Origin of the sequence: Catellatospora tritici (genome assembly GCF_019083965.1) — a bacterium.
In the GTDB taxonomy this organism is placed as follows: Bacteria; Actinomycetota; Actinomycetes; order Mycobacteriales; family Micromonosporaceae; genus Catellatospora; species Catellatospora tritici.
Genome location: NZ_JAHRCY010000017.1, coordinates 29,702 through 54,780 on the forward strand (window position 1 = coordinate 29,702; position 25,079 = coordinate 54,780).

Annotated in this window: 26 protein-coding genes; 6 read left to right on the forward strand and 20 right to left on the reverse strand. The window is 72.0% G+C overall.

What is annotated here, in order from left to right; translation table 11 throughout:
* Nucleotides 1-81: 81 nt before the first annotated feature.
* The 6 genes from KUA19_RS30580 to sigK form a co-directional block, all read right to left on the reverse strand.
* Entirely contained in the window at nt 82-570 is a 489-nt protein-coding gene (locus KUA19_RS30580; protein WP_217401523.1) for a hypothetical protein, read from the reverse strand.
* Entirely contained in the window at nt 563-1,231 is a 669-nt protein-coding gene (locus KUA19_RS30585) for a response regulator (protein WP_217401525.1), read from the reverse strand. Before KUA19_RS30585 ends, KUA19_RS30580 begins: the two co-directional genes overlap by 8 nt.
* Nucleotides 1,231-2,391, reverse strand: coding sequence for a sensor histidine kinase (locus KUA19_RS30590; protein ID WP_217401527.1), 1,161 nt, complete (start codon nt 2,389-2,391; stop codon nt 1,231-1,233). Before KUA19_RS30590 ends, KUA19_RS30585 begins: the two co-directional genes overlap by 1 nt.
* A 122-nt stretch (nt 2,392-2,513) precedes the next feature.
* Entirely contained in the window at nt 2,514-3,176 is a 663-nt protein-coding gene (locus KUA19_RS30595; RefSeq protein ID WP_217401529.1) for a fasciclin domain-containing protein, read from the reverse strand.
* Between the two features lie 99 nt (nt 3,177-3,275).
* Nucleotides 3,276-4,028, reverse strand: a complete 753-nt coding sequence (locus tag KUA19_RS30600; RefSeq protein WP_217401531.1) for an anti-sigma factor — start codon at nt 4,026-4,028, stop codon at nt 3,276-3,278.
* Complete coding sequence (gene sigK, locus KUA19_RS30605) at nt 4,025-4,639, reverse strand: ECF RNA polymerase sigma factor SigK (protein WP_372451894.1); 615 nt, start codon at nt 4,637-4,639, stop codon at nt 4,025-4,027. Before sigK ends, KUA19_RS30600 begins: the two co-directional genes overlap by 4 nt.
* A 169-nt stretch (nt 4,640-4,808) precedes the next feature.
* Here sigK and KUA19_RS30610 point away from each other — a divergent pair, with 169 nt between their 5' ends.
* Nucleotides 4,809-6,308 carry an MFS transporter gene (locus KUA19_RS30610; RefSeq protein WP_308167737.1) on the forward strand — a complete coding sequence of 500 codons (1,500 nt, stop codon included), beginning with the start codon at nt 4,809-4,811 and terminating at the stop codon, nt 6,306-6,308.
* A 91-nt stretch (nt 6,309-6,399) separates the two neighbouring features.
* Here KUA19_RS30610 and KUA19_RS30615 read toward each other — a convergent pair whose 3' ends face one another.
* From KUA19_RS30615 to KUA19_RS30630, 4 genes are all read right to left on the reverse strand, one after another.
* Nucleotides 6,400-7,086: a M23 family metallopeptidase gene (locus tag KUA19_RS30615; protein ID WP_308167738.1), complete on the reverse strand. Its 687-nt coding sequence runs from the start codon at nt 7,084-7,086 to the stop codon at nt 6,400-6,402.
* Nucleotides 7,087-7,214: 128 nt separating this feature from the next.
* Entirely contained in the window at nt 7,215-7,667 is a 453-nt protein-coding gene (locus KUA19_RS30620) for an RDD family protein (RefSeq protein ID WP_308167739.1), read from the reverse strand.
* The gene (locus KUA19_RS30625; protein WP_217401537.1) at nt 7,664-8,422 is read right to left on the reverse strand and encodes a hypothetical protein; all 759 of its coding nucleotides are present in this window, start codon (nt 8,420-8,422) and stop codon (nt 7,664-7,666) included. Before KUA19_RS30625 ends, KUA19_RS30620 begins: the two co-directional genes overlap by 4 nt.
* Before the next feature lie 427 nt (nt 8,423-8,849).
* Nucleotides 8,850-9,581 (reverse strand): DUF7873 family protein, encoded by a 732-nt coding sequence (locus KUA19_RS30630; protein ID WP_217401538.1) that lies wholly within the window; start codon nt 9,579-9,581, stop codon nt 8,850-8,852.
* A gap of 189 nt (nt 9,582-9,770) precedes the next feature.
* Here KUA19_RS30630 and KUA19_RS30635 point away from each other — a divergent pair, with 189 nt between their 5' ends.
* Both KUA19_RS30635 and KUA19_RS30640 read left to right on the forward strand, forming a co-directional pair.
* A complete protein-coding gene (locus KUA19_RS30635) occupies nt 9,771-10,736 on the forward strand; it encodes an inorganic phosphate transporter (RefSeq protein ID WP_217401540.1) in 966 nt (321 codons plus the stop codon).
* A gap of 187 nt (nt 10,737-10,923) precedes the next feature.
* Nucleotides 10,924-11,559: a DUF47 domain-containing protein gene (locus tag KUA19_RS30640; RefSeq protein WP_217401542.1), complete on the forward strand. Its 636-nt coding sequence runs from the start codon at nt 10,924-10,926 to the stop codon at nt 11,557-11,559.
* Nucleotides 11,560-11,682: 123 nt separating this feature from the next.
* Here the strand turns inward: KUA19_RS30640 and KUA19_RS30645 are convergent, their stop codons facing one another.
* A complete protein-coding gene (locus tag KUA19_RS30645) occupies nt 11,683-11,991 on the reverse strand; it encodes a hypothetical protein (RefSeq protein ID WP_217401544.1) in 309 nt (102 codons plus the stop codon).
* A 101-nt stretch (nt 11,992-12,092) separates the two neighbouring features.
* On the opposite strand from KUA19_RS30645, the gene KUA19_RS30650 reads away from it, so the two are divergent.
* Nucleotides 12,093-12,794, forward strand: coding sequence for an MBL fold metallo-hydrolase (locus KUA19_RS30650; RefSeq protein ID WP_217401546.1), 702 nt, complete (start codon nt 12,093-12,095; stop codon nt 12,792-12,794).
* Between the two features lie 112 nt (nt 12,795-12,906).
* Here KUA19_RS30650 and KUA19_RS30655 read toward each other — a convergent pair whose 3' ends face one another.
* The 8 genes from KUA19_RS30655 to KUA19_RS30685 form a co-directional block, all read right to left on the reverse strand.
* On the reverse strand, nt 12,907-14,601 hold the full coding sequence (locus KUA19_RS30655) for a proline--tRNA ligase (RefSeq protein ID WP_217401549.1): 1,695 nt from the start codon (nt 14,599-14,601) through the stop codon (nt 12,907-12,909).
* A gap of 102 nt (nt 14,602-14,703) precedes the next feature.
* A complete protein-coding gene (locus KUA19_RS30660; RefSeq protein WP_217401551.1) occupies nt 14,704-15,345 on the reverse strand; it encodes a hypothetical protein in 642 nt (213 codons plus the stop codon).
* Nucleotides 15,346-15,392: 47 nt separating this feature from the next.
* Nucleotides 15,393-15,956: a septal ring lytic transglycosylase RlpA family protein gene (locus KUA19_RS30665; RefSeq protein WP_254550357.1), complete on the reverse strand. Its 564-nt coding sequence runs from the start codon at nt 15,954-15,956 to the stop codon at nt 15,393-15,395.
* A 193-nt stretch (nt 15,957-16,149) separates the two neighbouring features.
* A complete protein-coding gene (locus KUA19_RS30670) occupies nt 16,150-16,686 on the reverse strand; it encodes a potassium channel family protein (protein WP_254550358.1) in 537 nt (178 codons plus the stop codon).
* 66 nt (nt 16,687-16,752) lie between these two features.
* Entirely contained in the window at nt 16,753-17,691 is a 939-nt protein-coding gene (locus KUA19_RS30675; protein WP_372451895.1) for a formylglycine-generating enzyme family protein, read from the reverse strand.
* A 95-nt stretch (nt 17,692-17,786) separates the two neighbouring features.
* On the reverse strand, nt 17,787-19,199 hold the full coding sequence (locus KUA19_RS30680) for a sulfatase family protein (RefSeq protein WP_217401557.1): 1,413 nt from the start codon (nt 19,197-19,199) through the stop codon (nt 17,787-17,789).
* A 112-nt stretch (nt 19,200-19,311) separates the two neighbouring features.
* The gene (locus tag KUA19_RS45060) at nt 19,312-19,401 is read right to left on the reverse strand and encodes a putative leader peptide (protein ID WP_372451896.1); all 90 of its coding nucleotides are present in this window, start codon (nt 19,399-19,401) and stop codon (nt 19,312-19,314) included.
* Nucleotides 19,402-19,491: 90 nt separating this feature from the next.
* Entirely contained in the window at nt 19,492-21,798 is a 2,307-nt protein-coding gene (locus KUA19_RS30685) for a polyprenyl synthetase family protein (protein WP_217401559.1), read from the reverse strand.
* A 97-nt stretch (nt 21,799-21,895) separates the two neighbouring features.
* Between KUA19_RS30685 and KUA19_RS30690 the strand changes: the two genes are divergently transcribed.
* Complete coding sequence (locus tag KUA19_RS30690; protein WP_217401561.1) at nt 21,896-22,546, forward strand: hypothetical protein; 651 nt, start codon at nt 21,896-21,898, stop codon at nt 22,544-22,546.
* A gap of 254 nt (nt 22,547-22,800) precedes the next feature.
* Nucleotides 22,801-24,300: a VCBS repeat domain-containing M23 family metallopeptidase gene (locus KUA19_RS30695; protein WP_217401563.1), complete on the forward strand. Its 1,500-nt coding sequence runs from the start codon at nt 22,801-22,803 to the stop codon at nt 24,298-24,300.
* Here the strand turns inward: KUA19_RS30695 and KUA19_RS30700 are convergent.
* Nucleotides 24,278-24,934, reverse strand: coding sequence for a hypothetical protein (locus KUA19_RS30700; RefSeq protein WP_217401564.1), 657 nt, complete (start codon nt 24,932-24,934; stop codon nt 24,278-24,280). The genes KUA19_RS30695 and KUA19_RS30700 overlap by 23 nt on opposite strands.
* Nucleotides 24,935-25,079 lie beyond the last annotated feature (145 nt).

Genomic DNA, 25,079 nt, shown 5'->3' on the forward strand with positions numbered 1-25,079 from the left:
ACCAACCCGGTAGCCGTGGGGGGCGGGAAAAGGCGGCGGTCGCCGGTGCCGGGAACGCCCCGGAACCGGCCTCGATCCGGCTCAGATCCGGGCGCCGGTCCTGCCCCAGGGCTTGTAGACCGACAGGACGGTGGCGGCGGTCAGCACGACCACTGACGCGATCGAGGCGTCCAGCACCTGCCGGGCGGGGTCGACCAGCAGCCCGGAGCGGGCCGCGGCCAGGGCGTCGGCCAGTGCCGGATGGCGGGTCAGCATCGGGATGACCAGCGCGGCCAGGTTGAGGAACAGCTTCACCGCCACCCACCAGTGCTTGACCAGCCCCCAGTGCGTGCCTACGCCGAGGATCACGCCGGTGGCCAGGGCGAGCAGGCCCAGCGGCAGCACGGCGGCCAGGTCGAGGGTCGACATGAGGGCGTACGCGCCCTGCCGGGTCGCCAGGTCGGTCGACCCTTCGGCGGTGATCGTCATGATGAGCATCGCGTAGGCGACGCCGAGCCAGCCGACCGAGGCGCCGATGTGCGTGGTCAGCAGCCAGCGCCGGTTGTCGCGCGACAGTCGCATCTCACTCACCGGCCCAGCCGGGCCGGACCAGCCCCGACTCGTACGCCTCGACGACCAGGTGGGCCCGGTCGCGTGCGCCGAGCTTGATCATGGCCCGGCTGACGTGGGTCTTGGCGGTGGCGGGGCTGACGAACAGCCGCTCGCCGATCTCGTCGTTGGACAGCCCGGCCGCGACCAGCGCCATGACCTCCCGTTCGCGCTCGGTGAGCACGGCGAGCCGATCGGTGTCGCGGGGGCGCCGCGAGCGCTGGGCGTACTCGGCGATGAGGCGGCGGGTGACGCCGGGGGACAACAGCGCGTCGCCGCGGGCCACCACCCGGACCGCCTGGATCAGGTCGGCGGGCTCGGTGTCCTTGACCAGGAAGCCGCTGGCGCCGTGGCGCAGGGCGTCGAAGACGTACTCGTCGAGGTCGAAGGTGGTGAGGATGACGACCTTGATCTCGGCCAGGGCCGGGTCGGCGGCGATGCGGCGGGTCGCCTCGATGCCGTCGAGGCGGGGCATGCGGATGTCCATCAGTACGACGTCGGGGCGCAGGGAGGCGGTCAGCGCGACCGCCTCCTCGCCGTCGGCGGCCTCGCCCACGACGGTGATGTCCTCCTGGGCGGCGAGCAGGGCGTGGAAGCCCGCGCGCACCAGTGCCTGGTCGTCCACCAGCAGTACGTCGATCATCACGCGGCTCCGGTCGGCAGCGCCGCGCAGACGGTGAAGCCGCCCTCGGCACGCGGGCCGACCGCGACGGTACCGCCCAGCGAGGCGACCCGTTCGCGGATGCCCGCCAGCCCGTTGCCGTCGCCGGGCACCCCGCCCCGGCCCCGGTCGGTGATGTCCAGCAGCAGCTCGTCGGCGCCGTACCCGATGGTGACCTGGGCGTTGTCGACTCCGGCGTGGCGGTGGACGTTGGTCAGCGACTCCTGCACGATCCGGTACGCGGCCAGGTCGACGGCGGCGGTCAGGGCGCGCGGGGTGCCGGTGACGCGCAGGTCGACCCGCAGCCCGGCGGCGGCGAAGCGTTCCACCAGTTCGTCGAGCCGGGTGAGGCTGGGTGCGGGGGTGCGCGGGGCGTCCTCGTCGACGCCGCGCAGCACCCCGAGGGTGGTGCGCAGCTCGCGCAGGGTGTCGCGGCTGGCGGTCTTGATCGCGGTGAGCGCGGTGCGGGCCTGCTCGGGGTCGGCGTCCATCAGGTGCAGGGCGACGCCCGCCTGCACGTTGATCAGGGAGATGTGGTGGGCGACGACGTCGTGCACCTCGCGGGCGATGCGCAGGCGCTCGTCGCCGACGCGGCGGCGGCGGATCTCGATGACCCGGTCGCGGTTGCTGCGGATCAGCTGGCCGAACAGCAGCGGTGCGGCGAGCACGAACGCTCCGGCGATGAGTCGCTCCTGGTGGCGCCACTCCGCGACGGGGAGGTTGTGGATGAACTCCGCGACGGGGAGGTTGTACTGCCACCAGGCGGCGTAGGCCAGCGCGGCGGTGATCCAGGCGGCGGTCCGGTGGCCGAGCACGACGGCGCTGGCCAGCGCGATCACCAGGGCCAGGAAGAACGGGCCGATCGGGGGGTACTGCAGCACGACGTAGGCGGCGGTGCAGGCGGCGGTGGCGGCCAGTGCGACGACCGGGCTGCGGCGGATCAGGTACAGCGACGCGGCGGAGGCGAACAGCAGGCCGTAGCCGAGCAGGGGCAGGTCGTACGCGCCGCCGGTGGACATGCTGGAGAACGTGGTGTGGGTGATGGCGAAGACGGCGAACACCTGTATCAGGCCGACGACGATCGGCAGGGCGCGGCCGCGGCGGGCGCGCAGGTCGCGGAATTCGGGGGAGTCCCAGGTCATGCCTCAACGCTAGGTCGCGCGGGAGGCGGTGTCGTCGCATGGGCGGAGTGAGCGCGCCTACTCCCGGGGGAGTAGGCGCGCCGCGTGTCCGGTGCGCTCGGGCGCAGCCAGGGTGGCCCCGATCAGGCCGGGGGCATGAGCACGCCGTCGAGGATGTACACGGTGCCGTTCTTGGTCTTGATGTTGCCGCAGGTGATGGTCGCGGTGTCGTTGACCTTGAAGTCGGTGCCGCTGCCGCTGATCTTCAGGTCCTGGCCCTCGACGGTCTTGTGGGAGCCGTCGAGCTGGTCGGGCGCCAGGTTGCCGGTGACGACGTGGTAGGTCAGCACCTTCTTGAGCAGCTCCGGGTCGGCCATGACGCGGTCCAGGTCGGCCTTGGGCACCTGGCTGAACGCGTCGTTGCTCGGGGCGAACACGGTCAGCTCCGGCGCGGAGTTGAGCGTGTCGGCGAGCCCGGCCTTGGTGATCGCCGCGACCAGGGTGGACAGCTGCGGGTTGCCCGCCGCGGCCGAGGCGAGCGGCTGCTGTCCCATCTGTTCGAGGCTGCCCGCCATGGCCGGGTCGGTGGGCAGCGCGGCGCAGGCCGCGCCGAACGTGCCGCCGGGGCCCATGCTCATGCCCGGGGACGGCATGCCCATGCTCGGGCTCATCATGGGCATGCCGGTCTCGGACTGACGCGCCTGCGGGGCCGTCATGGTGTCGCTGCCGCCGCAGGCGGCCATGGCCAGGGACAGCGACAGGGCGACGAGACTCGCCGCGGCGGTCAGCTTCTTCTTGCCGTACATGACTGGTGGGGTCCTTTCTCCGGTGAAACCTCCACCGGTGATTCGACACCGAAGTCGCCCCGGTTTGGTGCAATTCACGCCAAATTTGTCGTTTTTGTGTCAAACCATCGGTACCTGGGCGATGATGGGCAGTGTCGGCGAGTCTGATCCTCCGGCCGGTTCGACCGTCACGCCCAGCAGATCCGCCCCGCGCACGCCCTCGACCAGCTGGGTCGCCTGCGTCTGTCCGGCCGCCAGCCAGCCCGCCGACCGCGGCTTGCCATCCCGCATGAGCCAGAACTGGTACGCGTGCCCCGCACCCGGATCGTGCGCCCCGGCCAGCAGCACCACCGCCGCGTCGCGGGTCGGCGAGGCGACCACCGTCACCCGGCCGCCCCCGGCCACGGCGGCCTGGCGCACCGTCGCGTCCGGTGCGGTCAGCACCGACTCGATCGTGGCCGCCCGCTCCTGCGCCTGCCGCGCGGCCGCCCGCTCGTCGCGCAGCCGCTGCTCCTGCACCGCCCAGGTGCCGCCGACCAGAGCCGCGGCCAGTACGCACGCCGCGGTCACCAGCGCCGCCGGATGGCGCCACCAGCGCCTGGCCGACGCGCCCGGACGGTCGCGTACCGGCCGGGCCGGGGGCACCTGCCGGGTGCGCCGGATACCCGCCAGCACCTGCTCGCGCAGCCGCGGTGGCGGCACCGACCAGGTGTCGTCGGCCAGCCGCGCCGCCGTCTCCCGCAGCTCGGCCACCTCCGCCGCACACGTCGCGCAGCCGTCCAGGTGCCGGGCGAAGACCTGGCGCTCGTCGGGGTCCAGCGCGTCCAGCGCGTACGGCCCGGCCAGCGTGTGGAGCTCGTTCGGGCTGCTCATCGGGCCACCTCCACACCGAGGCAGTCGCGCAGCCGGATCAGGCCGTCGCGCATGCGGGTCTTGACCGTGGGCAACGCCGCGTCGAGCAACTGCGCCACCTGCTTGTACGTGTAGCCGCCGTAGTACGCCAAGGTGACCGCCTCGCGCTGCAGGTCGGTCAGCGTACGCAGACAGCGGCGCACCTGCTGGCGCTGCAACCGGGCCGTGGCCTGCTCCACCACCTCGTCGGCCGGGGTCTGCTCGGGCTCGGGCGCCAGCCGCTGCACCCGGTCCAGCGCCGCCTGCTCCGAACGCACCCGGTCCACCGCCCGGCGGTGTGTGATGGTGAAGACCCAGGCCGTGGCCGAGCCCTTCGCCGGGTCGAACCGGCTGGCGTTGCGCCACACCTCCAGCAGCGCCTCCTGGGCCACCTCCTCGGCCTGGGCCGGGTCGCGCAGCACGCGGCGGGCCAGGCCGTACACGCGTGGCGCGACCAGCTCGTACAGCCGGGTGAAGGCGGCCTCGTCGCCGCGCGCCACCGCGCGCAGCAGGGTCTCGGCATCGGGCGCGGGGTCGGGCACCGCCGCCAGATGATCGGGCCGTTGGTACGGCTGCTCGTCGCTTGTGTTCACCGCTGTGCCTCTCCGGCCGGAATCCCGCCACCTGGGTACCACAAGGCATTCGCGGCCGCGCGCCGGACGGATGGGTCGGCCGTGATCCAGGCCTCACACCTGCACGAATGCGGTCGACGGCTGGCTACGGTCGATACGACTCCGTTTCGTTCTGCAAAAGGCTGCCCCTGTGACTGCCACCCTCACCCGTGCCGACGGGCCCACCCCCGCCGCCGCGCCGGTCCACCCCCGCCGCTGGCCGGCCCTGGCGATCATCGCGCTGGCGCAGCTCATGGTGGTGCTCGACGCGACCATCGTGAACATCGCGCTGCCGAAGATGCAGGTGGACCTGCAGATCAGCGACGCCGAACGGCAGTGGGTGCTCACCGCGTACACGCTGACCTTCGGTGGCCTGCTGCTGCTCGGCGGCCGCATCGCCGACTACTGGGGCCGCAAGCGCACCTTCATCGTCGGCGCGATCGGCTTCGCGCTCGCCTCGGCGCTGGGCGGCGCCGCGCAGGACGGGCTCACCCTGTTCGCCGCGCGCGGCCTGCAGGGCGTGTTCGGCGCGCTGCTCGCCCCGGCCGGCCTGGCCCTGCTGACGGTGCTGTTCACCGAGGCCAAGGAGCGGGCCAAGGCCTTCGCCGTGTACGGCGCCATCGCCGGCGGCGGCGCCGCCATCGGCCTGCTGCTGGGCGGTGTGCTCACCGAGTACGCCAACTGGCGCTGGTGCCTGCTGGTCAACATCCCGATCGCCGTCATCGCGATCGCCGCCGCGCTGCCGGTCGTGCCGGAGAGCCGCGCCCACGGCGACACCCGCTACGACATCCCCGGCGCCGTCACCGTCACCCTCGGCCTGGTCGGCCTGGTGTACGGCCTCACCAAGGCCGCCGAGCCCGCGTACGGCTGGGAGTCGCCGGTGTCGCTGGGCTTCATCGGCGGCGGCGCGCTGCTGCTGGCCGCCTTCGTGATCATCCAGCTGAAGTCGAAGCACCCGCTGCTGCCGCTGCGCATCGTGCTCGACCGCAACCGCGGCGGGGCGTACCTGTCCGGCATCCTCACCGGCGCCGGGCTGATGGGCGCGTTCTTCTTCCTGACCTTCTACTTCCAGGGCATCCTGCTCTACACCCCGATCGAGGCGGGCCTGGCCTCGCTGCCGATCTCGGCGGGCGTGTTCATCTCCGCCGGCGCCGCCAGCCAGCTCATGCCCAAGCTCGGCGCCAAGCCGCTGATGGTGGCCGGGGCGGTGCTCGCGGCCGGGGCGATGTTCTTCCTCACCCAGATCGGCCTGGGCACCGCGTACGCCACCCACGTGCTGCCCGGGGCGCTCGTGCTGGGCCTCGGCCTCGGGTTCACCTTCGTGCCGCTGTCCAGCCTCGCGCTGGTCGGGGTGCCCGAGCACGACGCGGGCGCGGCCAGCGCCACGCTGAACGCCACCCAGCAGGTGGGCGGGTCGCTGGGGGCGGCGCTGCTGAGCACGTTCGCGTTGAACGCGTCGGCGGCGTACCTGACCGAGCACATCGCCGACGGGCCGTTGCCGCTGGTGCAGGCGAACGCGGCGGTGCACGGGTACACGGTGGCGTTCGCCTGGGGCGGTGGGCTGCTGACCTTCTCGGCGCTGGTCATCCTGCTGCTGATCAAGGTCAACAAGAAGGACCTCCCGGCCGAGGGCGCCATCCACGTCGGCTGACGCCCGGCCCGGCCGACCACCCGGTGCAGCTTGACGCGGCCCGTCCAGCGGACTCTTTCCGAGATCCGTCCGCCGGACGGGCCGCCGTGGGTCAGGGGGCGGTCGGCTTGGTGGGGCAGCCGTTCTTCTTCTGCCAGGCCGTGATCTCGGCGACCGGGGACTTCTGGCCGCCCTTCTTCCACGAGTCCAGGTACTTCCACGGCCAGATCACCCCGCGCCGGTTCCACCAGTCGCCGGTACGCGCGCACACCGGCGAGATGCCGAAGTGCAGGTGGCAGGCGCTGGCCAGCCCGGTCTGGCCGACCTTGGCGAGCTTCTGCCCGGCGGTCACCCGCACCCCGGGCTGGATCGACGTCTCGATCGCCGAGAAGTGCGAGCCGTAGTAGCGCAGGCCGTCGTCGCCCAGGATCGAGATGTGCAGGCCGCCGCGCAGGGCGCCGTCGTCCTTCTTCGGGTCGTACCGGTTGACCCGGTCGACCTCCAGCACCAGCCCGTCGACGGCCGAGACCACGGTCGACCCGCACTTGGCCATGACGTCGGTGGCCGGGTAGTCGTGGTGGGTGTGCCCGTAGGACGTGTTGCCGAGCACCGGGTAGACGTACTTGCCCTGGTAGCCGCTGGGGCTCGGGCTGGGGGCGGGGCTCGGTGCCGTCGACGGGGTGGCACTCGCGGACGGGCTGGTCGCGGGCACGAAGGCGGGTGCGGCCGCGGGGGCCGTGCCGCAGGCGGCGAGGGTGGCCAGCGCGACCGCGCCGGTTACGAGGAGGGGGAGGCGCACAGCAGCCGACCATACTCCCGCCGCCGCGCTGCCGCCCGTCCGGCAGGACGTTCCCTGGCCGGCGGATGAATCTGCGAGATCCGTGTTTTGACAGGCCAGGGTCGATCCACAGGGCCGGGTGGTGCGGGTCAGCGCAGCGGGCGGCGGCGGGGGACGTACCGGACGACGGTGCCGAAGAGACGGTCGTGCCAGGCGCGCCGCCGGTCGTCGGTGAGCACCCCGAGCATGCCGAGCAGCCATACCGGCGGGAAGGCGAGACCGACCGCGGCCCGCAGCAGAGCCCGCCCCGGACCCAGGTGGCGGCCGTTGGGCCGGCGGACCATGGTGCCCAGCAGCAGGCTGCCGACGGTCTGGCCGGTCAGCCACCAGCAGGCGGCGAAGTAGACGACGGGCAGCAGGGCCGCGATCAGGCCGGTGGTGGCGTTGAGCCAGCCGGGCGTGCTGCCCTCCAGGGTGGCCCAGACCGACGGCACGCCGGTGACGACCAGGGACGCGGCCAGCGTGAGCAGGGCGGCGTCGATGGCGAGCCCGGACAAGCGTGAAACGATTCCGGCGTACGACTGATGGTCGGGCGCCGTCACCGGTCACCGTTCGTGTGGTGCACGTGGAACAGCCGCCGGAACGACTCCTCGAGCCGGTCGTCGGCGGTGGCCGAGGTGGTTCGCAGCTCGTCGGCGGCGTTGGCCAGCATGCCTCGGCTCTGCTCGGTGATCAGCGCCTGCATCCGCGGGTCGCGGGTGAGGTCGTCGATGACGACCGGGATGACCTTGTGCCGGATCTCGGGCAGCGCGCCCTCGACCAGCCGGGGCACGACCCGGTCGATCAGGTGCGGGACCAGGTTGTCGACCATGCGGGGCACGATGGTGCGCTCCAGCCAGGACACGGTCTCCTCGACGGTGCCGCTGAAGGCGCGCAGCGCCGCGGCGCGGCCGGTGAGCAGGGTGTCGCGGCCGAGCGCTCCCGCCGTGGTGACGGCGTCGCGGCCCCGGTCGCGGGCACCGTTGACGGTGTCGCGGGCGGTGGCCAGCGGGGCGACGCGGGGCACGGCGGCGTCGACGCCGGCCCGTAGGCGGCGGGCCTGGTCGCGGCCGGTCTCGGCGAGCCTGACGGCGGTCTGGCGGGCCAGTTCCGCGCCCTGCTGGGTGAAGCCGACGGCCACGGCCAGCGGCGAGCGCGCGTCGACGAGGGCGGGTTCGACTCCGCTGGTGAGCAGGTCCTGGGTGCGCTGCTGGTCTTCGGGGTCCGTGCCGCCCAGCCGCTTCAGCCGCTCGGCGACCAGGACCGCCGCGCCGAGGGCCAGCCCGGTGAGCCCGGGTTGCCGCTGCTTTTCCGACATAACATGAATTTACGGCAAAACAGGGACGCATCTCGGGAAATGGTGAGGCCCGAGGGCTTGGCCTGCCCCCGGGCCTCGTGATGCCGCCGACTTGCACACGCCAGCACGTTTAAGCGTACGGATCAGTCATGAAGTCCCCGCGTCCTACCGTTGGAACCACCGCGCCATGAGCGGCGCAGACTGGATTCGAACCAGCACCTCGGTGGAGATCGTCCGTACGCGGTCGATCTGGCGATCGGCGGCGAATGCTGAATCTGGAGCGAGAGTCTGAGTTTGATCGCGGCTGCCTCTACCAATTGGGCTACCCCCGCGCGTGGTGCGGGGGGCAGGAGTCGAACCTGCACTGGACCGCGTCTGTCAGCTTCAGCGTCAGCTTCAGCTTGCGCTCCTGGCGCACCCCCCACCCTCCGGCGGGGGGAGTCTCGGTTTATGCGAACAGGTACCCGAACACCTTGTCGCCGACGTGGCGGTCGACGGCCTCGGCGTTGTTGGCCTCCTCGCGGGCGAACTTGACCGCCTGCTGCAGCCGCTCCACCCGGTCCAGCAGCACCGACACCCGCTTGGCGGGCAGCGCCCCGGAGAACTTCACCGTGGTCCAGTAGCCCACCGCGATGTCCTCGTAGTACACCTCGACCTGCGCCGGGTGCTTCTCGGTCGCCTCGGCCTTGACGTGGTTGCGCGGCACCTTCTTGGTGCGGATCGTACGCACCGGCTCGGTCGACCAGCAGTCGGCGGAGTCGCTGAACACCCACGACTCGGCCGCGTCCAGCACCGGCAGCTTCTTGACGAAGGTGTGCAGGTCGGTGAGCTGCTTCTCCAGGAACAGCAGGTACGTCACCGGCACGTCGGACAGCAGCACCCGGTCGTCGACGACGACATCGGCGCGCGCGACGCAGTTGGTGGCGTCCTTGGTCGCGGTGACGTCGAACAGCCTGGTCAGCGTGGTCGAGATCTGCCGCAGCACGTCCTCGGCGCGGGTCTGCACCCGGGTGGACTCCGGCGGCAGCTGCTCGCCCTCCTCGTCCTTGGCCTGGTATGTCCGCGAGATGCCCGACAGCAGCGCCGGCTTCTGCACGGCGTGGTGGGCCTCGGTCAGGTCCTGAAACGAGCGGCTCTTGACGCCCTTCTCGACCGCGATGATCTGGTTGAGCTTCGCCATGTGATTGTTCCTCCCGAGCCGGAACCCTATGCGAGCCGTCGGCGGGGTCGCAAAAGGATTAGGTCTGGATTCGCCCAGGTGAGCCCGGTGTCATCGGTTGATCACGTACGGTTGATTCCTGCACAGTCCGGCCGCGGCGCCGAGCGCCATCGGGCAGGAAGATCCCTGCGCAGCCGGGGGGTGGTCGAGATGCCGATCGTGTTCGCCATACTCGCCACCGGATTCGTGTTCGTCTGCGGCGCCAACGACGGCGCGGCGCTGCTGTCGCTGGCCCTACGACGCGACGTGCCGCTGTTCGGGGTGCTCGCCGTGCTGCTCACCGCCATCGTGGTCGGTCCCGCCCTGTTCGGACTGGCCGTCGCGCGCACCTTCACCGACCGCCTCATCGACGCCCACGCCGTACGCGGACCGCTGATCCTGCTCACCGGCGTCGCCGTGGCACTGGCCCTGGTGCTGCTGCTGACCTGGCGCGGCGTGCCGACCAGCCTCACCCTGGCGGTCCTCGGCGGCCTGGCCGGGGTCGGCGCCGGACTGGGCGTGCCCCCGGTCTGGTCCACCCTCGGCCTGGTGCTCGCCGTCGCGGCGGCCGCGCCGCTGCTCGGCGGCCTGCTGGGCTACCTGCTCGGACTGGCCGCCCGGCGCCTGCCCACCAGCGCCCGGCTGCCCGGCGCGCTGCGCTACGCCCACGTCACCGCCTTCGCCGGGCAGAGCCTCGCGTACGCCGCCAACGACGGCCAGAAGATGTTCGCCGTCGTCGGAGTGGCCCTGGCCGTCGCGCACCGGGCCCGGGGCATGCTGGCCCCGACGGTGCCGGTGTTGTGCGCCACCGCACTGGTCTTCGCGACCGGGGCGGTGCTGAGCCTGCGCCGGATCGCCCGGGGCGCCACCGCCGGACTGCTGCCGCCGCGGCCCTGGCACGTGGTGTCGGCCGAGGTCGCCGCCGCGACCGCGGTGCTGGGCAGCGCCGGGTTCGGCGTACCGGTGAGCATGACCCAGTCGGCCGCGGCCGGGCTGGTCGGCGCGGGCGCGAGCTGCGGGGTGCGCCGGGTGCGCTGGCAGTTCGCCACCCCCGTGATGACCGCCTGGCTGGTCACCCTCCCCGCCAGCCTCACCCTCGGCTACGCCGCCGGACTCGTCCTACGGGAACTCCGATGACCCCGCCGCCCCCGTCGCCGCCTCCGTCGCCGCGTTTGGGTGCAGTTTCGGGGAAACTGCAGGAATCCGGGCCGCCATTCTTGCACTTTCCCCGAAACTGCAGCCCAACCACGCCGGGCGCGGCCCGCGGGTCCCGCGGGTCCAGCGGGTCCAGTGGGCGTGCGGTGGGTGTGCCGGAGGTGAGGGGATGAGGCTGCGGCGGGTGTTGGACGATCTGGCGGGGCGGGCGCCGCGCCGGGTGCTGTCCATCGTGGTCGCACAGATCGACGCGGCGCTGGAAGGGGTGGCGCTGGCGGTCGCGGTGACCATCGGCGAGCTGGAGCCGCCGCTGGCACGGCTGCGCATCGCCGAGATCGAGCACGTCGGCGACGCCCACCGGGGACGGCTGGTCGCCGAGCTGGCGGCGGCGCTGACCACCCCGATCGACCGGGAGGACCTGTTCCGGCTGTCGCGCTCGGTCGACGACGTGCTCGACCACCTGCGCGACTACGTACGCGAGACCGATCTCTACGGAGTTCGCCTGGACGCCGGGGCGGTGGCGATGCTGGAGCAGGTCGCGATCGGCCTACGCGAGCTGCGCCGGGCGCTGGACCGGTTGATCGAGCGGCCGACCGAGGCGGCTGAGGCGGCGCTGGCCGCGCACAAGCGCTCCGGCCGGGTCCGCCACCTCTACGCCCAGGCCCTGGCCGACCTGCTCAGCGGCGACATCACCGCCCCCGTCCTCAAGCAACGCGAACTGCTGCGCCGCCTCGACGTCGTCGGCCTGCGCCTGGCCGAGTGCGCCGACGCCCTGGCCGACGCCATGCTCAAACGCAGCCTCTGACCTTGAGGTAAGGAAGGGCCCCTTCTTATCGCTTTCCGAGGTAGAGGGGCCCCTTGTTGACGCCGCGGCCCTCGCCGGTGTGCGGTCGGCGAGGGCGCGGGAACGCGTACCAGCTGATCAGCGTCAGCGGTCGGCCGCGCCGGGGCCCACCCAGCGGCCCAGCGGGCGGGTCGGATCGTCGTCATCGTCCTTCTTGTCGCCCGCGGCGGCCAGCAGCCCGGCCAGGCCGCCGCTGCCGATGCCGCTCTTGGACAGGCGGGTGTCCAGGGCGGTCGGCCCGGCGCCGGTGGCGTCGGTCAGCGCCTGCATCTGCGTGGCCTCGTCAGGGCTGAGGCCGTACTGCTCGGCGACCTCGTCGGGGCTGGTACGGGCGTGCGCGGCGAACTCGGGGTCCGTGGCCATCCGCTCGACGACCTCAGGGAATCGGGACATGATCTTGGTCCTTTCGCTGGGTGGTCCATTGTGCGGGGTACCACGGACTGCGTCCAACTCCGGTAAGAATGCTGACGCTTTTACTTTAAGAGGGGGATCTGATGCGACTGACGGTCGTCGGCTGCTCGGGCTCGGTGCCCGGGCCCGACAGCGCGAGCTCGTGCTACCTGGTCGAGCAGGACGGATACCGGCTACTGCTGGATCTTGGCACCGGGTCGGCCGGGCCGCTGCAGCGGTACTGCGCACCCGAGCAGGTGGATGCGGTGCTGATCAGCCATGCTCACAACGACCACTACTACGACCTCAACGCGCTGTCGTACCTGCGGCAGCGGGTCGGGGCCGGGCCGCTGGACGTGTACGGCCCGGCGAACCTGCCCGGGGCGCTGGGCTGGACCGACGAGGCGGTGCTGCGGCTGCGCACCGTCACGCCGCCCGGACCGCTGCCGCTGGGGCCGTTCGAGGTGCGGGTGGCGGCGGTGGCGCACGGAATGGAGTCGTATGCGTACCGCGTCGGCGACGGGCTGTGCTTCACCGGCGATACCGCCCCCTGCGCGGAACTGGACAAACTCGCCGAGGGCTGCTCGGTTCTGCTCGCCGAGGCCTGCGGGTACGAGCCGGACAGCGTGCCGCGCCACCTCAGCGCCGCCGACGCCGGGCTGCTGGCCGCCCGCGCGGGTGCCCGTCTGCTCGTGCTCACCCACCTGCGCTCCTGGCTCGACCACGAGCGCCTGCTCGCCGAGGCTTCGGCGGTCGCGGGTTGCCCGGTGCTGCTCGCCTCCCCCGGCCTACGCCTGCAAGCCTGACCCGCCACCCGCTCCGGCACTCGACCCTGCGCGCCGCCGTCGGCTGCGCGCAGGGTCAAGAAGGGCCCCTTCTTCCACGTATTGCGATAAGAAGGGGCCCTTCCTTACCGCGTCAGGGGGTGAGGAGGGTGGTGAGGTGGGGGATGGCGTCGGGGAGGGGGATGCGGGTGGTGGTGCCGTCGGCGCGGGTGGTGAGTTCGACGGTGCCGTCGGCCAGGCCGCGGGCGCTGACGGTGATCCGGTACGGGATGCCGACCAGCTCGATGTCGCTGAACTTGACGCCGGGGCGCTCGGCGCGGTCGTCGAGCACTACGTCGATCCGGCGGGCGCGCAGGTCGGCGTAGAGCCGCTCGGCGGCGGCCACGACCTGCTCGTCGGTGCCGAGCTGGGCGATGGCGACCGCGAACGGGGCGACCGCGACGGGCCAGACGATGCCGCGTTCGTCATGGTGGGTCTCCACGATCGCCGCCAGCGCCCGCTCCACGCCGATGCCGTAGCTGCCCATGATCGGGGTGATCCGTTCGCCGTCGGGGCCGAGCACGGTCACGCCGAGGGCCTCGGTGTAGCGGCTGCCGAGCTTGAAGATGTGCCCGATCTCGACCGTACGCAGCACGTCCAGGGGCTGCTCGCAGCGGGGGCAGGGTTCGCCCGCGACGACTTCGCGCAGGTCGGCCCAGCGGCCCACGGCGATGTCGCGGTCGAGGTCGACGCCGCGCAGGTGTACGCCGTCGCGGTTGGCGCCGGTGGTCATGTCGCGGCGGCCGCGCAGCGCCTCGTCGGCCAGGATCGGCAGCTCGGTCACGCCGACGCCGCCGAGGCTGCCGGGCAGGGCGCCGAGGGCGGCGCGGATCTCCTCGGGGTGGGCGGGGCGGACCTCGACCGCGCCGAGGGTGTCGATGAGCTTCTGCTCGACCAGGGCGTGGTCGCCGCGCATCAGCACCAGGGTGAGCTGGTCGTCGACGACGTACACGAGGGTCTTGATCTGGCGGTCGGCGGTGACGCCGTGGTCGCGGACCAGGTCCTCGATGGTGCGTACGTCCGGGGTGTCGAACGGCTCGGGCGCGGGCAGGCCGGTGCCGTCGGCCGTGGCGGGCAGGTGCGAGGTGGCCTTCTCGACGTTGGCGGCGTAGCCGCAGGCGCAGTGGACGACGATGTCCTCACCGGCGTCGGTGGGGCACATGAACTCGGTGGAGTCGCTGCCGCCCATGATGCCGCTGGAGGCCTCCACGGCGATGGCGGGGATGCCCAGGCGGGCGAAGATGCGGTGGTAGGCGTCGCGGTGCGCGGCGAAGGACTTGCCGAGCCCGGCGGCGTCGGTGTCGAAGCTGTACGAGTCCTTCATGGTGAACTCGCGTACCCGGATCAGGCCGCTCTTGGGGCGGGGCTCGTCGCGGAACTTCGTCTGGAACTGGTACCAGCGCTGGGGCAGGTCGCGGTAGGAGCGCAGCTCCTGGGCGACGGTGGTGAAGATCTCCTCATGGGTCATCCCGAGGGCGAGGTCGGCGTCCTTGCGGTCGACCAGCCGGAACATCTCCGGCCCGATCATGTTCCAGCGGCCGCTCTGCTGCCACACCTCGGCGGGCTGCATGGTGGGCAGCAGGAACTCCTGGGCGCCGATGGCCGACATCTCGTCGCGGATGATGTCGATGATCTTCGCGCGGACGCGGACGGCCAGCGGGAGCAGGCTGTAGTGGCCCGCCATGAGCTGCCGGATGTATCCGGCGCGCAGCAGCAGCCGGTGGCTGACCGCGTCGGCGCCGGCCGGGTCCTGGCGCAGCGTCGGGACGTACAACTCTGACCAGCGCATATTGACGACACCTGCACTTTCTGCGTCCGGGACGCCGATGGTTGCGCCGATCCTAGGTGGCGGCGTCGCTGCCCGGCGAACGGATAACGGCAGGTGGGGCCGTCACGTGTCGGCGCGGTCCTGCATCTCCCAGACGTGGTCCAGCACGTGCCAGGCGATGCGGCGGGCGGCGTAGGGCACGTACCAGCCGCCGGGCACGGGCGGGCTGCCGTCGCGCGGGGTGGCGAGCACGTCGAGGATGTCGGCGCGCATCGCCGCGATCGCGGCGGTGTCGTCGAAGGCGGGCGCCTTGTGCTTCACCCCGATCTTGCGGGCGTACGACGCCTCGGCGGCCACCACGTGATCGAGCATCTTGTCCCGGTCCCGCCCGCCGCCGCGCGGGCCTTTGCGCAGCTCGGCGGGTGCGTGTGCGGCGGTGTCGGCCAGTGTCTCCCAGGCGGCGCGCACCAGCGCGGCCTGCCGGGCGGCCTGCTCGGCCCCGAACGGGCGCCGGTCGGCCCCGGCCGGGCGCTCCGGGGCGCCGAAGTCGGTGGTGCTGCCGCCCTTGACCCGCTCCACCACTCGTAGCGCGCCCGTCTCGAAGGGGATCTTCGCGCGCTCGACCACCACCGCGTAGCGGTCGGCGTACGCGGTGAGCGCCGCGAGCGCGGACTCCGCGTCGCGGCCGGAGCGGCACCAGCCGGGCCACTCCAGCGCGCACGCGAAGATCCGCTTCGAGCCGAGTTCGAGGTATACGGACGTCATATCGACATCTTGGCATGCCTGCGGCGCCTTTTGCGCCGGTCGGCGTGTTACGCGAGGATGTCGTACTTCACTGTGGTGACGCCGCTGGACAGGTTCGCGATCTGCGCGAACGCGGCGCGGGACAGGTCGAGGCAGCGCCCGGCGATGTATGGGCCGCGGTCGTTGATGCGCACCACCACGGACTTTCCGTTGGTGGGGTTGGTGACGCGGACCCGGGTGTTGAACTTGAGACTCTTGTGCGCCGCGGTCAGCGCGTCGGGGTTGAAGCGCTCGCCGTTGGCGGTGCCCTGCCCCTCGGCGTAGAAGGAGGCTTTGCAGGAGCCGGTGCCGACGACGGTGGCCGTCTGGCCGGCGCCGGAGGCGGCGGCGCGGACGGCGCCGCGGGAGACCTTGTCGGGGATGCGTTGCACCACGATCGGGGTGACGCTGGGTGAGGCCGCCGCGAGGTTGTCGGTGTGCTGGGTGGCGGCGGGATCGCTGCCGGTGTCGGGCGAGGTCGCCTCGACGGCGAGTGCGGTGCCGCCGACCAGGATGGCCGTGGCGACGGTGGCGGTGGCGATGGGGGCGAACGTCCTTCGGGGCTTGTGCTCGAGGGAATGTCGGCCGGACAAGTCGCTTACCTTCCGTAGACAACAAGGACCGGCGCGGTGTCTGCCGTGGCGAGAGCACCGGGCCGAAGTGGACCGTATCGAGCCGACTGCATCTGGTGTCAACATGATCACGAACTTGATGGTGATTTGTACGGAAAACTTCGCACGATCGTAGGACTTCGAACCCGTCCGGGTGGCGGCGACGCGCCGAAGATCACCGGTCCCGGTCCCGGTCCCGGTCCCGGTCCCGGTCCCGGTGGCGCTCGCGGGCCCGGGAGGCGAGCTGGTGCGACAGCACCGACACCCCGGCCGCGATGACCACCGTGTTGAAGACCATCTGCAGGATGACCAGCACGCGGGCCTGCTGCCCCTGCGCGTGGACGTCGCCGAAGCCGACGGTGGCCAGCGTGGACAGCGCGAAGTAGAGCGCGTCGATTCGGGTCTGCAGGTCGACGAACGATCCCGGCGACCCGACCGCGACCACGTAGTCGGCCAGCGCGAAGAACAGCACCCCGACGGTCAGCGCGTTCAGCAGCCCGATCAGCGGCCGCTCGCCGTCGCCGAGCTGGTGGCTGATCTGGCGCAGGATGACCGCTGCCACCACCACCAGCCCGACCAGGGAGAACAGTGTCCGGATGACCAGTTCGACGGTCCCGCTGCCGGCGTCGGTGGGCACGACGAAGTACACCGCGATCAGGATCGCGGTGTTGACGAGCCAGCGTATGAGCGGACGCCGGGCCAACCAGGACATGCCGCCCATACTGCCCGCCGGTCGTCGGGCGGGCGGGGCGCGACGCGCGGTCAGTCCGACGCGCGGTCAGTCCGCCGCGACGCGGAAGCCGATGTTGCTGGTCGAGCTGTCGGGCGTGTTCGCCGAGCGGGCCGCCACCCGGTAGCGGTTGCAGTACGACACGTGGCACAGGTGCGAACCGCCCCGCATCACCTTCGCCGCGCCCTCCGGCGGGCCGGTCGGGTCGACGCGCGGGCCGGTGGTGTGGAAGTCCGGGCTGAACCAGTCGGCGCACCACTCCCACACGTTGCCCGCCATGTTGTACAGGCCGAACCCGTTGGGCCGGAACGACTTGACCGGCGCCGTCCCGGCGAACCCGTCCACGCCGCTGTCACGCGTGGGGAACTCGCCCTGCCAGATGTTGCACATGTGCCTGCCGCCGGGGGTCAGCTCGTCACCCCACGGGAAGCGGGCCTGCACCAGCCCGCCGCGGGCGGCGTACTCCCACTCGGCCTCGGTCGGCAGGCGGGTGCCCGCCCAGTCGCAGTAGGTGACGGCGTCGTGCCAGGACACGTGCACCACGGGATGGTTCTGCCGGTCGCCGATGCCGGTCCCCGGACCGTACGGGTCGCGCCAGCTCGCGCCCGCGACCTCGAACCACCAGGGCGTGGTCGGCACGCGGGCGCTGCGGGCGACCAGGTCGGGGGCGAGGTGCCCGCCGAAGACGTACGACGAGCCGAACCGCTCGGCCTCGGTGACGTACCCGGTCGCCTTGACGAAGGTGGCGAACTGGGCATTGGTCACCGTGGTCGGATCGATCCGGAACGGGCGCACGGTCACCTCCCGCACCGGCCCCTCACCGTCGGCGGGGAAGCCCTCGCTGTCGTCGGTGCCCATGAGGAACGCCCCGCCGGGCAGCGCGACGGTGCGTCCGGCGGCGCGCGAGCCCGCCGTCGGCGCCGGCGGCGCGAGCTGAACCGCCACGGCCCGGCCGGGTGTGCAGCAGGCGGGATGCTGATCGTCCACGACGACTCCAGAGGTCAGCCCGAGGGGTGAGGAAGGGCACCTTATTAGCACACGTCCGTTGAGAAGGTGCCCTTCCTCACCCCGCAGGGCGGGGGCTAGGGGGCGGTGGGGCCGGCGCTGGTGCGGTCGGCGGCGAGCTGGGTGGCCAGCGCCGGGATGCCCAGCGCCGTCTCCTGGGCCGGGGTGGCCTGGTAGAGCAGGTTGGTCAGCTGGTGCGGGTCGTTGACCAGGTCGTAGTACTCGCGGAACAGGATCGCGCCGGTGCCGGTCGGGATGCCGTTGGCGTCGGTGTGCACGTCGCGGTACTCGGTGTATTGCTTGGTGGCGGTGACGTACGACGACCAGCTCGGCGGGCCGCCCGCGGCGGTGCCGTGCTTGAAGAACTCGGTCAGGATGTGGTCGCGCCGGTAGGAGCCGAGCAGCGAGTGCCCGTCCTGCGGGTGCTGGCTGTCGGGGGTGATCCCGGCGGCGTCCAGGATGGTCGGCGCGATGTCGATGTTGCCGGTGAGCCGGTTGTCGGTGACCCCGGCGTTCAGGCCGCCGGCGGGCCAGGAGACCCGGAACGGCACCTCGATCGCCGGGCCGTAGGGCACCGACTTCTTGGTCCAGCCGTGGTCGCCCCAGGCGAAGCCGTTGTCGGAGATGAAGAAGACCAAGGTGTTCTGCAGCTGCCCGAGGGCTTCGAGCTTGTCGTGAATGGCCTGCACCGCGTCGTCGACCGACAGCAGGGTGCGCAGCTGTGCGGTGCGGATGTTCTTGCCGTCGGCCAGGGTGCCGTCGGCGTTCTTGATGTAGGTGGGCTTGTCGGCGCGGTCGTTCTCGGGCACGCCGGGGCGGCCGTCCCAGGCCGGGACCTCGGTGTCGGCGTACGGCACGTCCGGGGTGTTCGGGCCGTGCGGGGCCTTCGGGGCGACGTACAGGAACCAGGGCCGGGTGTCGGTGGTGCTGCGCTGGATGAACTGCAGCGCCCGGTTCTTGACGACGGTGGTGCTGTAGCCGTTGATCGTCTGCACGGTCCCGTTGACGTTGTACTGCCCGTCGTTGTACGTGATCGGCGCGAGCAGCGCGAACTCGTCGAAGTACGGCGGGTTGTCGTGCACGTCCCAGCCGTTGAGGTACTTGCCGTACAGGCCGGTGCGGTAGCCCGCCTCCTGCAGGTAGCGCTGCACGGTGGCGTGATGGTTGAGGTTCTCCTGGTGCTGGTTGCCGCGTACGCCGTGGTTGTGCGCGTACTGGCCGGTGAAGATGGTGGAGCGCGACGGGGCGCACAGCGGCGTCACCGAGAACGCGTTGGCGAACGTGGTGCCGTGGTCGCCGAGCCAGCCGATGGTCTGCGGGGTGGCCCACTGGGTGTTCTTGGGCTGGTCGTCGGTGACGATGACCAGGATGTTCGGCCGGGCGGCGGCCGCGTTGGCGGGCTGGGCGGGCAGGCCGGTGGCGGCCGCCACGCCCGCCGCGGCCGAGGCCGCGAGGAACGAGCGCCGCCGCAGCGACGGGGTGTCCGACATGGAATCGCCTTTCCTTGGGTGCGCGGCGGCGCGCGGGCGCGGCAGCGCGCCCACGTGGGCCGGGCAGGGGGAGCCGCGAGAGGTGCGGCGAAAGAGGGGTGCGGGGGAGGCGTCAGGCGCGCGGTGCGCGCGGACACAGCGCGCTGGCCTGCCGTCGAAGATCGACGTGCAGGCGTGCCGTGAACAGGCGCGTCAGCTCCACGGGTCCAGCGTAGGAGCGCGGTACTGAGGATCTCAAGAAAATAGATATTTCGACTTCAGGGCCGGTATTAACGAACGATGTAGCGCCAGGTCAGCGGCGGCGGTGCGCGAAGTGTTCGGCCACCCCGGCCAGCAGCGCGGTGTCGAAGGACAGCTCGGCCAGGGCCGTGTGGGCCGCGGCCAGGTGCTCGGCCAGCAGCTGCCGGGCCGCGTCAGGACCCAGGGTGCGTACGGCGTTGGCCTTGCCGGTGTCGTGACCGGTGTCCTTGCCCAGTGCCGCCTCGGCTGCGGTCAGGTCCAGCAGGTCGTCGCGCAGCTGGAACACCGTCCCCGCATGGTCGGCGTAGCGGCGCAGCGCGTCGGTCTGCGCCACCGGGCGGCCCTCCAGCAGCATCAGCGGCACCAGCGCCGCCTCCAGCATGGCCGAGGTCTTCAGCCGGTACATGCGCAGGATGTCCTCGGTGGCGGCGTCGCGGTCCAGGCGCAGGTCCAGCAGCTGGCCCTGGCACAGCCGGCGCGGGCCGAGCACCGTCCCGACGTACTCGATCACGGCCGTGACCCGGGCTGGCGGGTGGTGTCGGTCCAGCGTCGCGAGCAGGCCGAAGCCGGACGACAGCATCGCGATCGCGGCCAGCTGCGCACCCGCCTCGCCGTGGGCCAGGTGCACGGTCGGGCGGCCCCGGCGGGTGGTCGCGTCGTCCTGCGCGGGCAGGTCGTCGAAGACCAGGCTCGCGGTGTGGAACAGCTCGATCGCGCCGAGCAGCGGCTCGATCCGGGGGTACGGCACCCCCAGGCTCTCGGCCAGCATCAGCGTCAGCGCCGGGCGCAGCCGCTTGCCCGCGCCGTCCAGCGCGTACGCGATGATCTCGTCGAGTTCGCCGCCCCCGCCCGGGGTCGCCGCCCGCACCACGTCGTCGAGGTAGGCGCGCCGGTCGGCGACGAACGTGCGTGCGTCCACCGTCGTCTGCGGACGGTGCCGCAGCGACCGGCCCACGGTGTGCTTGAGCCGCATGTCGGCCGGGTCCAGTTCGCGGGCCGCCACCGCGCCCAGCCCTGCCGCCCGGCGCAGAAACCGCTCCATCTCGGCGGTGGCGTGGTAGTCGCGCGGCAGTCGTGCCGCCCCGGACGGGGCGGCATTGACCGCCACGGCGAGCTTGACCGCGCCGAACCAGGTGAACGCCTCGCGCGCGGTCTCGTCGCCGCCGTACACCTGGTCGCAGACGTAGGCGTCGTAGCCGAACAGGTCGTGCAGAGCGTCGCGGGCCAGCGCCGGGTCCAGCGTGAACGGGGTGACGCGGCCAGCCGCGCGGTCCTCGGCCCGGTCGGCGAGGTCGTCCTTGAACTGGCTCAGGAAGATCGTGTTGAGGCAGCGGGCGTAGAAGCCGTCGGGGACGGAACGGCGGCCGAGCAGGTTCGCGATCACGCGGCTCATCCCGGCCTTGACGAACACGTCCGGGTACAGCTCGGCCAGGCGGTCGGCGGCCGTGGCCGCGTCGCGGTGCTGGGCCAGGTACATCGACTCGGCCGCGTGCCACAGCGGCCGGTGCGCCTGGAACGGGTACACCGTGAGCAGTTGGTCGTAGAGGTCGAGCAGTTCGTCGGCCAGCGGGTGGTCGGGCAGCCCGGCGGGGTCCAGTGGGGCACCGGTGGCCAGTCCGGACGCGATCATCGCGTGGTAGTGGTCGCGGTCGGCGGGGGACAGGTAGCCGGGCAGGTCGTGCAGGGTGTCGTCGACGATGGCGTACGCGGCGCCGTAGGCGTAGGCGCCGGGCAGGATGCGGGCCAGGTGCTCGCGGCGCGTGGCGGGCTCGGTGGAGCGGACGTCGTACGCTCCGATGGCCAGCACGCCCGCGATCGTGCGCACCACCTTGCCCATGCCCCCGGCCCGTACCACCGCCTCCGGCAGGATCCGGTGCAGCCGCTCCAGCCGCCCGGCCAGCCAGCCCGGTTGCGGTACCCGGTCCAGGCCGGGCACGCGCGCGGTCAGCACCGACAGCACCCCGGCCACGTCGCGGGCTCGTTCGACCTCGCGCGCCAGATCCTGCCAACGGCCCAGCTCCCGCTCGGCCCGCTGGACGAGCCGGTCGACGTCGTCGGCGGCGGGGACCTCTGCCAGGTCGTACACGGCGAAGTAGGTCGCCTCGCGGGCCGCCTGCGCGCGCCGGTCCCGCCGCCGGCGGCCCGGGGTGAGCCAGCGGGGCAGGCGGCGACGCGATGCCGCCATCCGGGCCAGCTGCTCCGTGTAGCGGTCCACGTGCGCCGCGATCGCGCCCGGGTTGCCGTCGCGCCAGCGCGTGTAGTCCGCCAGCGTGTGCCGCACGCCGTGGACGAGCCGGTCATGTCGCAGGTCGGCCTCGGTGAACGGATACGGACCCAGGTGATCCGGGGACACGCTCATCCCGACCACCGCCCCTCGTCTCGACATGGATCAATGTGCCAGGTCGGGGCAAGGCGGATGGGCACGCGGTTGGCGACGTCGCTCTACGATCGCCGCCGTGCGCCCCTTCGCAGTGGTCTTCAGGCCCGTCACCGCCCTCGTCGGCGTGGTCGCCGTCACTCAGATCGCGGTGGCGCTCGCGCACCCGGCCTGGTTGCGGATCCTCGGTCTGGTCTGGATTCTCGTCATGGTGTCCTACCTGCTGCTCGCCGTTGCTGCGCGGTACCTGCGGCGGCGCTGGACGGTGCGCGGTGGCGACCGGCCCGCGTTCGTGGCCCACGGGTCGACGCGAGTGCTGTGGGTGTTCTGGTTCTCGACCACGGCGGCCAGGCTGTCCGGTGCCATCGGCGACCCGGGCAGCGGCGGTCCGTACTGGTGGCTAGGTATCGGGTCAGCGCTCGTGCTGGGTTACCCGTACCTGTGTGTGCTGCTCGACCGGCCCCGGCTCGAACTCACCCCGCAGGGCGTCAGCCTCGTCGGCTGGCGCAGGGTGGACCAGTCGTGGGAGTGGCTGGCGGAGCAGCGGGGCGAGCTGGCCCCGCGACTGTCGGCCACCGCGCTGGGCCGGGAGTGGTCTGTCCACTCCGGCCTGGTCGTGGCGATGGTCCGGTGGTACTTGGACCACCCGGAGCACCGCGATGCCATCGGCACGGCGGCGGAGCATGAGCGGATGCTCGCCCTGTACGGCAGCACCCTGACCGGCCGCTGAACGGCTCGTTTCGGACCGTTTGGAAATCGATTGCCCTCCCCGCTGGCGCCCACTACCGGCTGATTCGGTTGGCCAGGTCCTTCGGCTGCGGGGCAACAGCCTGCTGGATCCGTTGTGCGGCAGTTGGAGGCTCCGGATACGGGGTGGCAGTGCGCAGTGAAACATTGACATAAGTGAGGACGATGACCAAACTCGGGGAATCGATTTCTCGACCCCCGAGCCGACCGCAGCCCCCGCGGTCGAGAGGAGTTGCCATGGGCCGCCGTGCCCGTCTCACCCTCAGGACCTTCCTCGTCAGCCTGCTCGCCGCAGTCGGCGCGACCGTGGTCACCCAGACCCCGGCGTTCGCGGCACCGAACTTCAAGGCACCGTTCCCCTGTGGACAGACCTGGACCTACAGCCATCACTCCGCCGAGGTCCGACTGGCCCTGGACTTCGTCCGCGCCGACGGCGGCGTCACCAACGGCACCCCCGTCATCGCCTCGGCGGCCGGTACCGCGTACCGGTTCTCGCAGCCCAGCGGTGCGGGCAACTACATCGCCATCGAGCACGGCGGCGGCTGGAAGACCTACTACTTCCACCTCAGCGCCTACTCCGTGCCCGACGGCGCGGTGGTGGCGCAGGGCCAGCAGATCGGCGTCACCGGCAGCACCGGCAACTCGTCCGGCCCGCACCTGCACTACGAGCAGCTGCTCAACGGCGTCGGGCAGAACATCGCCATCAACGGGGTGTCGCTGGCGCCGTACCCGGGCTCGTACAACCAGAAGTACCTGACCAGCGACAACTGCGGCGCCTCGGCCCCGCTGTTCCCGGCGGGCTCCCCGACGGACTTCAACGGCGACGGCAAGGACGACATCGTCGCGTTCAACCTGGGCTCGCTCAACGACGTGTACGTGGCGACCTCGACCGGCTCGGCGTTCGCGGGCACCTCGGTGAAGTGGAACGACTTCTTCGGCCTCACCGGCGAGAAGCTGCTCACCGGCGACTTCAACGGCGACGGCAAGGACGACGTCGTCACCTTCACCGGCGGGACGCTCGGTGACGTGTACGTCGGCCTGTCCACCGGCACCGGTTTCCTCGGCGGCGCCAAGTGGCACGACTGGTTCGCGCCCGGCGCCGAGGTCCCGGTCGTCGGTGACTTCAACGGCGACGGCAAGGACGACATCGCGACGTTCACCCACGACGCCCAGGGCGACGTGTTCGTGGCCCTGTCGACCGGCACGGGCTTCGGCGCGGGCGTGAAGTGGCACGAGTTCTTCGCCCCGGCCGGGGAGTACCCGGCGGTCGGCGACTTCAACGGCGACGGCCTGGACGACATCGCCACGTTCACGCAGGGTCCGGCGACCGCCGCCGACGTGTACGTGGCCCTGTCCAACGGCTCGTCGTTCGGCGCCGGGGTCAAGTGGCACGACCTGTTCGCGGTCGGCGCGGAGCTGCCGCGCGTCGGCGACTTCAACGGTGACGGCAAGGACGACATCGCCACGTTCACCTGCAACGCCGACGCCGACGTGTACGCCGCGCTGTCCAACGGCAGCAGCTTCGTCGGCACCACGGTCAAGTGGAACGACTTCTTCTGCCTGGCCGGGGAGTTCCCGTACACCGGGGATTACAACGGCGACGGCAAGGACGACATCGTCGTGTTCAGCAAGGGCAGCACCAACGACGTGTTCGTCGGCGTCTCCACCGGCACCGGCTTCCTCGGCGGCGCCAAGTGGCACGACTTCTTCGGCCTCACGGGAGAGACGACGCTGTGACCGGCTCCGCCTTCCGGCGCCTGCTGCGGCGGGCGCCGGCGTGCGGCGCGTCGGCCGCGGGCCGGGGACGGCCCGCGAGCAGGCACAGCACGGCCGTCACGAGGTACAGCACGATCAGGGCGAGCCAGCTCTGCCGGTGCTCGGTCAGTTCGCTGGGCAGCATCGGGTCGGCCAGCCCGTTGGGGTCCTCGACCACGGTCACCGGGTCGCCGACCCGGTAACGCGGCTCCCCGCTGGTGAGCTCGCCCGACACCGGGCGCCAGCCGGGGGTGGTCAGCGTGTAGTGGTAGCGGTCCTGGCTGCTGCCCGCCTCGCGTACGGCGGTGACCCGGGCCTCCACGCGTCCGCCGCGCAGCTGCAGGAGGCTCGGCCCGGTCTCGACCAGCACGCTCACCACCAACAGGAACCCGATGAGTCCGGCGGCGGCGGTCCACAGCGGGCGGAAGCCGGTGACGGCGAACCAGCCGCCGATCAGTCCGGCCGCCAGCAGCACGCCCATGGCCACGCCGCGGAACTCGGCGTCGAGCAGGGTCGTGCCGCCGACCATCGCGGCGACGGCCAACGCGGTGACCAGCAGCAGGAGACGCATGCCGCGGAACTGCCGGGGGTGCAGGGCGCGCAGAGGGTTACGCATGGCGGACAGGATAGGCGTCGGCATGCGCTGTCCATATCCACTGCGCCGCCCGCTAACCCGCCAGCCCCGTCACGCCCCGCCGTCAGTCGCCCGGTGGGCGGGTGCAATCTCGGGGAAAGCGCACGAATCGGGGCCGAGATTCCTG

Coding starts and splice junctions, on each gene's coding strand:
- KUA19_RS30630 (WP_217401538.1), bottom strand. CDS start 9,581: ATGGCGAAGCTCAACCAGATCATCGCGGTCGAGAAGGGCGTCAAGAGC.
- KUA19_RS30645 (WP_217401544.1), bottom strand. CDS start 11,991: ATGTCCCGATTCCCTGAGGTCGTCGAGCGGATGGCCACGGACCCCGAG.
- KUA19_RS30700 (WP_217401564.1), bottom strand. CDS start 24,934: ATGCGTAACCCTCTGCGCGCCCTGCACCCCCGGCAGTTCCGCGGCATG.
- KUA19_RS30585 (WP_217401525.1), bottom strand. CDS start 1,231: ATGATCGACGTACTGCTGGTGGACGACCAGGCACTGGTGCGCGCGGGC.
- KUA19_RS30595 (WP_217401529.1), bottom strand. CDS start 3,176: ATGTACGGCAAGAAGAAGCTGACCGCCGCGGCGAGTCTCGTCGCCCTG.
- KUA19_RS30680 (WP_217401557.1), bottom strand. CDS start 19,199: ATGTCGGACACCCCGTCGCTGCGGCGGCGCTCGTTCCTCGCGGCCTCG.
- KUA19_RS30600 (WP_217401531.1), bottom strand. CDS start 4,028: ATGAGCAGCCCGAACGAGCTCCACACGCTGGCCGGGCCGTACGCGCTG.
- KUA19_RS30670 (WP_254550358.1), bottom strand. CDS start 16,686: ATGTCCTGGTTGGCCCGGCGTCCGCTCATACGCTGGCTCGTCAACACC.
- KUA19_RS30635 (WP_217401540.1), top strand. CDS start 9,771: ATGCCGATCGTGTTCGCCATACTCGCCACCGGATTCGTGTTCGTCTGC.
- KUA19_RS30640 (WP_217401542.1), top strand. CDS start 10,924: ATGAGGCTGCGGCGGGTGTTGGACGATCTGGCGGGGCGGGCGCCGCGC.
- KUA19_RS30660 (WP_217401551.1), bottom strand. CDS start 15,345: ATGACGTCCGTATACCTCGAACTCGGCTCGAAGCGGATCTTCGCGTGC.
- KUA19_RS30685 (WP_217401559.1), bottom strand. CDS start 21,798: ATGAGCGTGTCCCCGGATCACCTGGGTCCGTATCCGTTCACCGAGGCC.
- KUA19_RS30695 (WP_217401563.1), top strand. CDS start 22,801: ATGGGCCGCCGTGCCCGTCTCACCCTCAGGACCTTCCTCGTCAGCCTG.
- KUA19_RS30625 (WP_217401537.1), bottom strand. CDS start 8,422: ATGTCGGAAAAGCAGCGGCAACCCGGGCTCACCGGGCTGGCCCTCGGC.
- KUA19_RS30650 (WP_217401546.1), top strand. CDS start 12,093: ATGCGACTGACGGTCGTCGGCTGCTCGGGCTCGGTGCCCGGGCCCGAC.
- KUA19_RS30655 (WP_217401549.1), bottom strand. CDS start 14,601: ATGCGCTGGTCAGAGTTGTACGTCCCGACGCTGCGCCAGGACCCGGCC.
- KUA19_RS30590 (WP_217401527.1), bottom strand. CDS start 2,391: ATGACCTGGGACTCCCCCGAATTCCGCGACCTGCGCGCCCGCCGCGGC.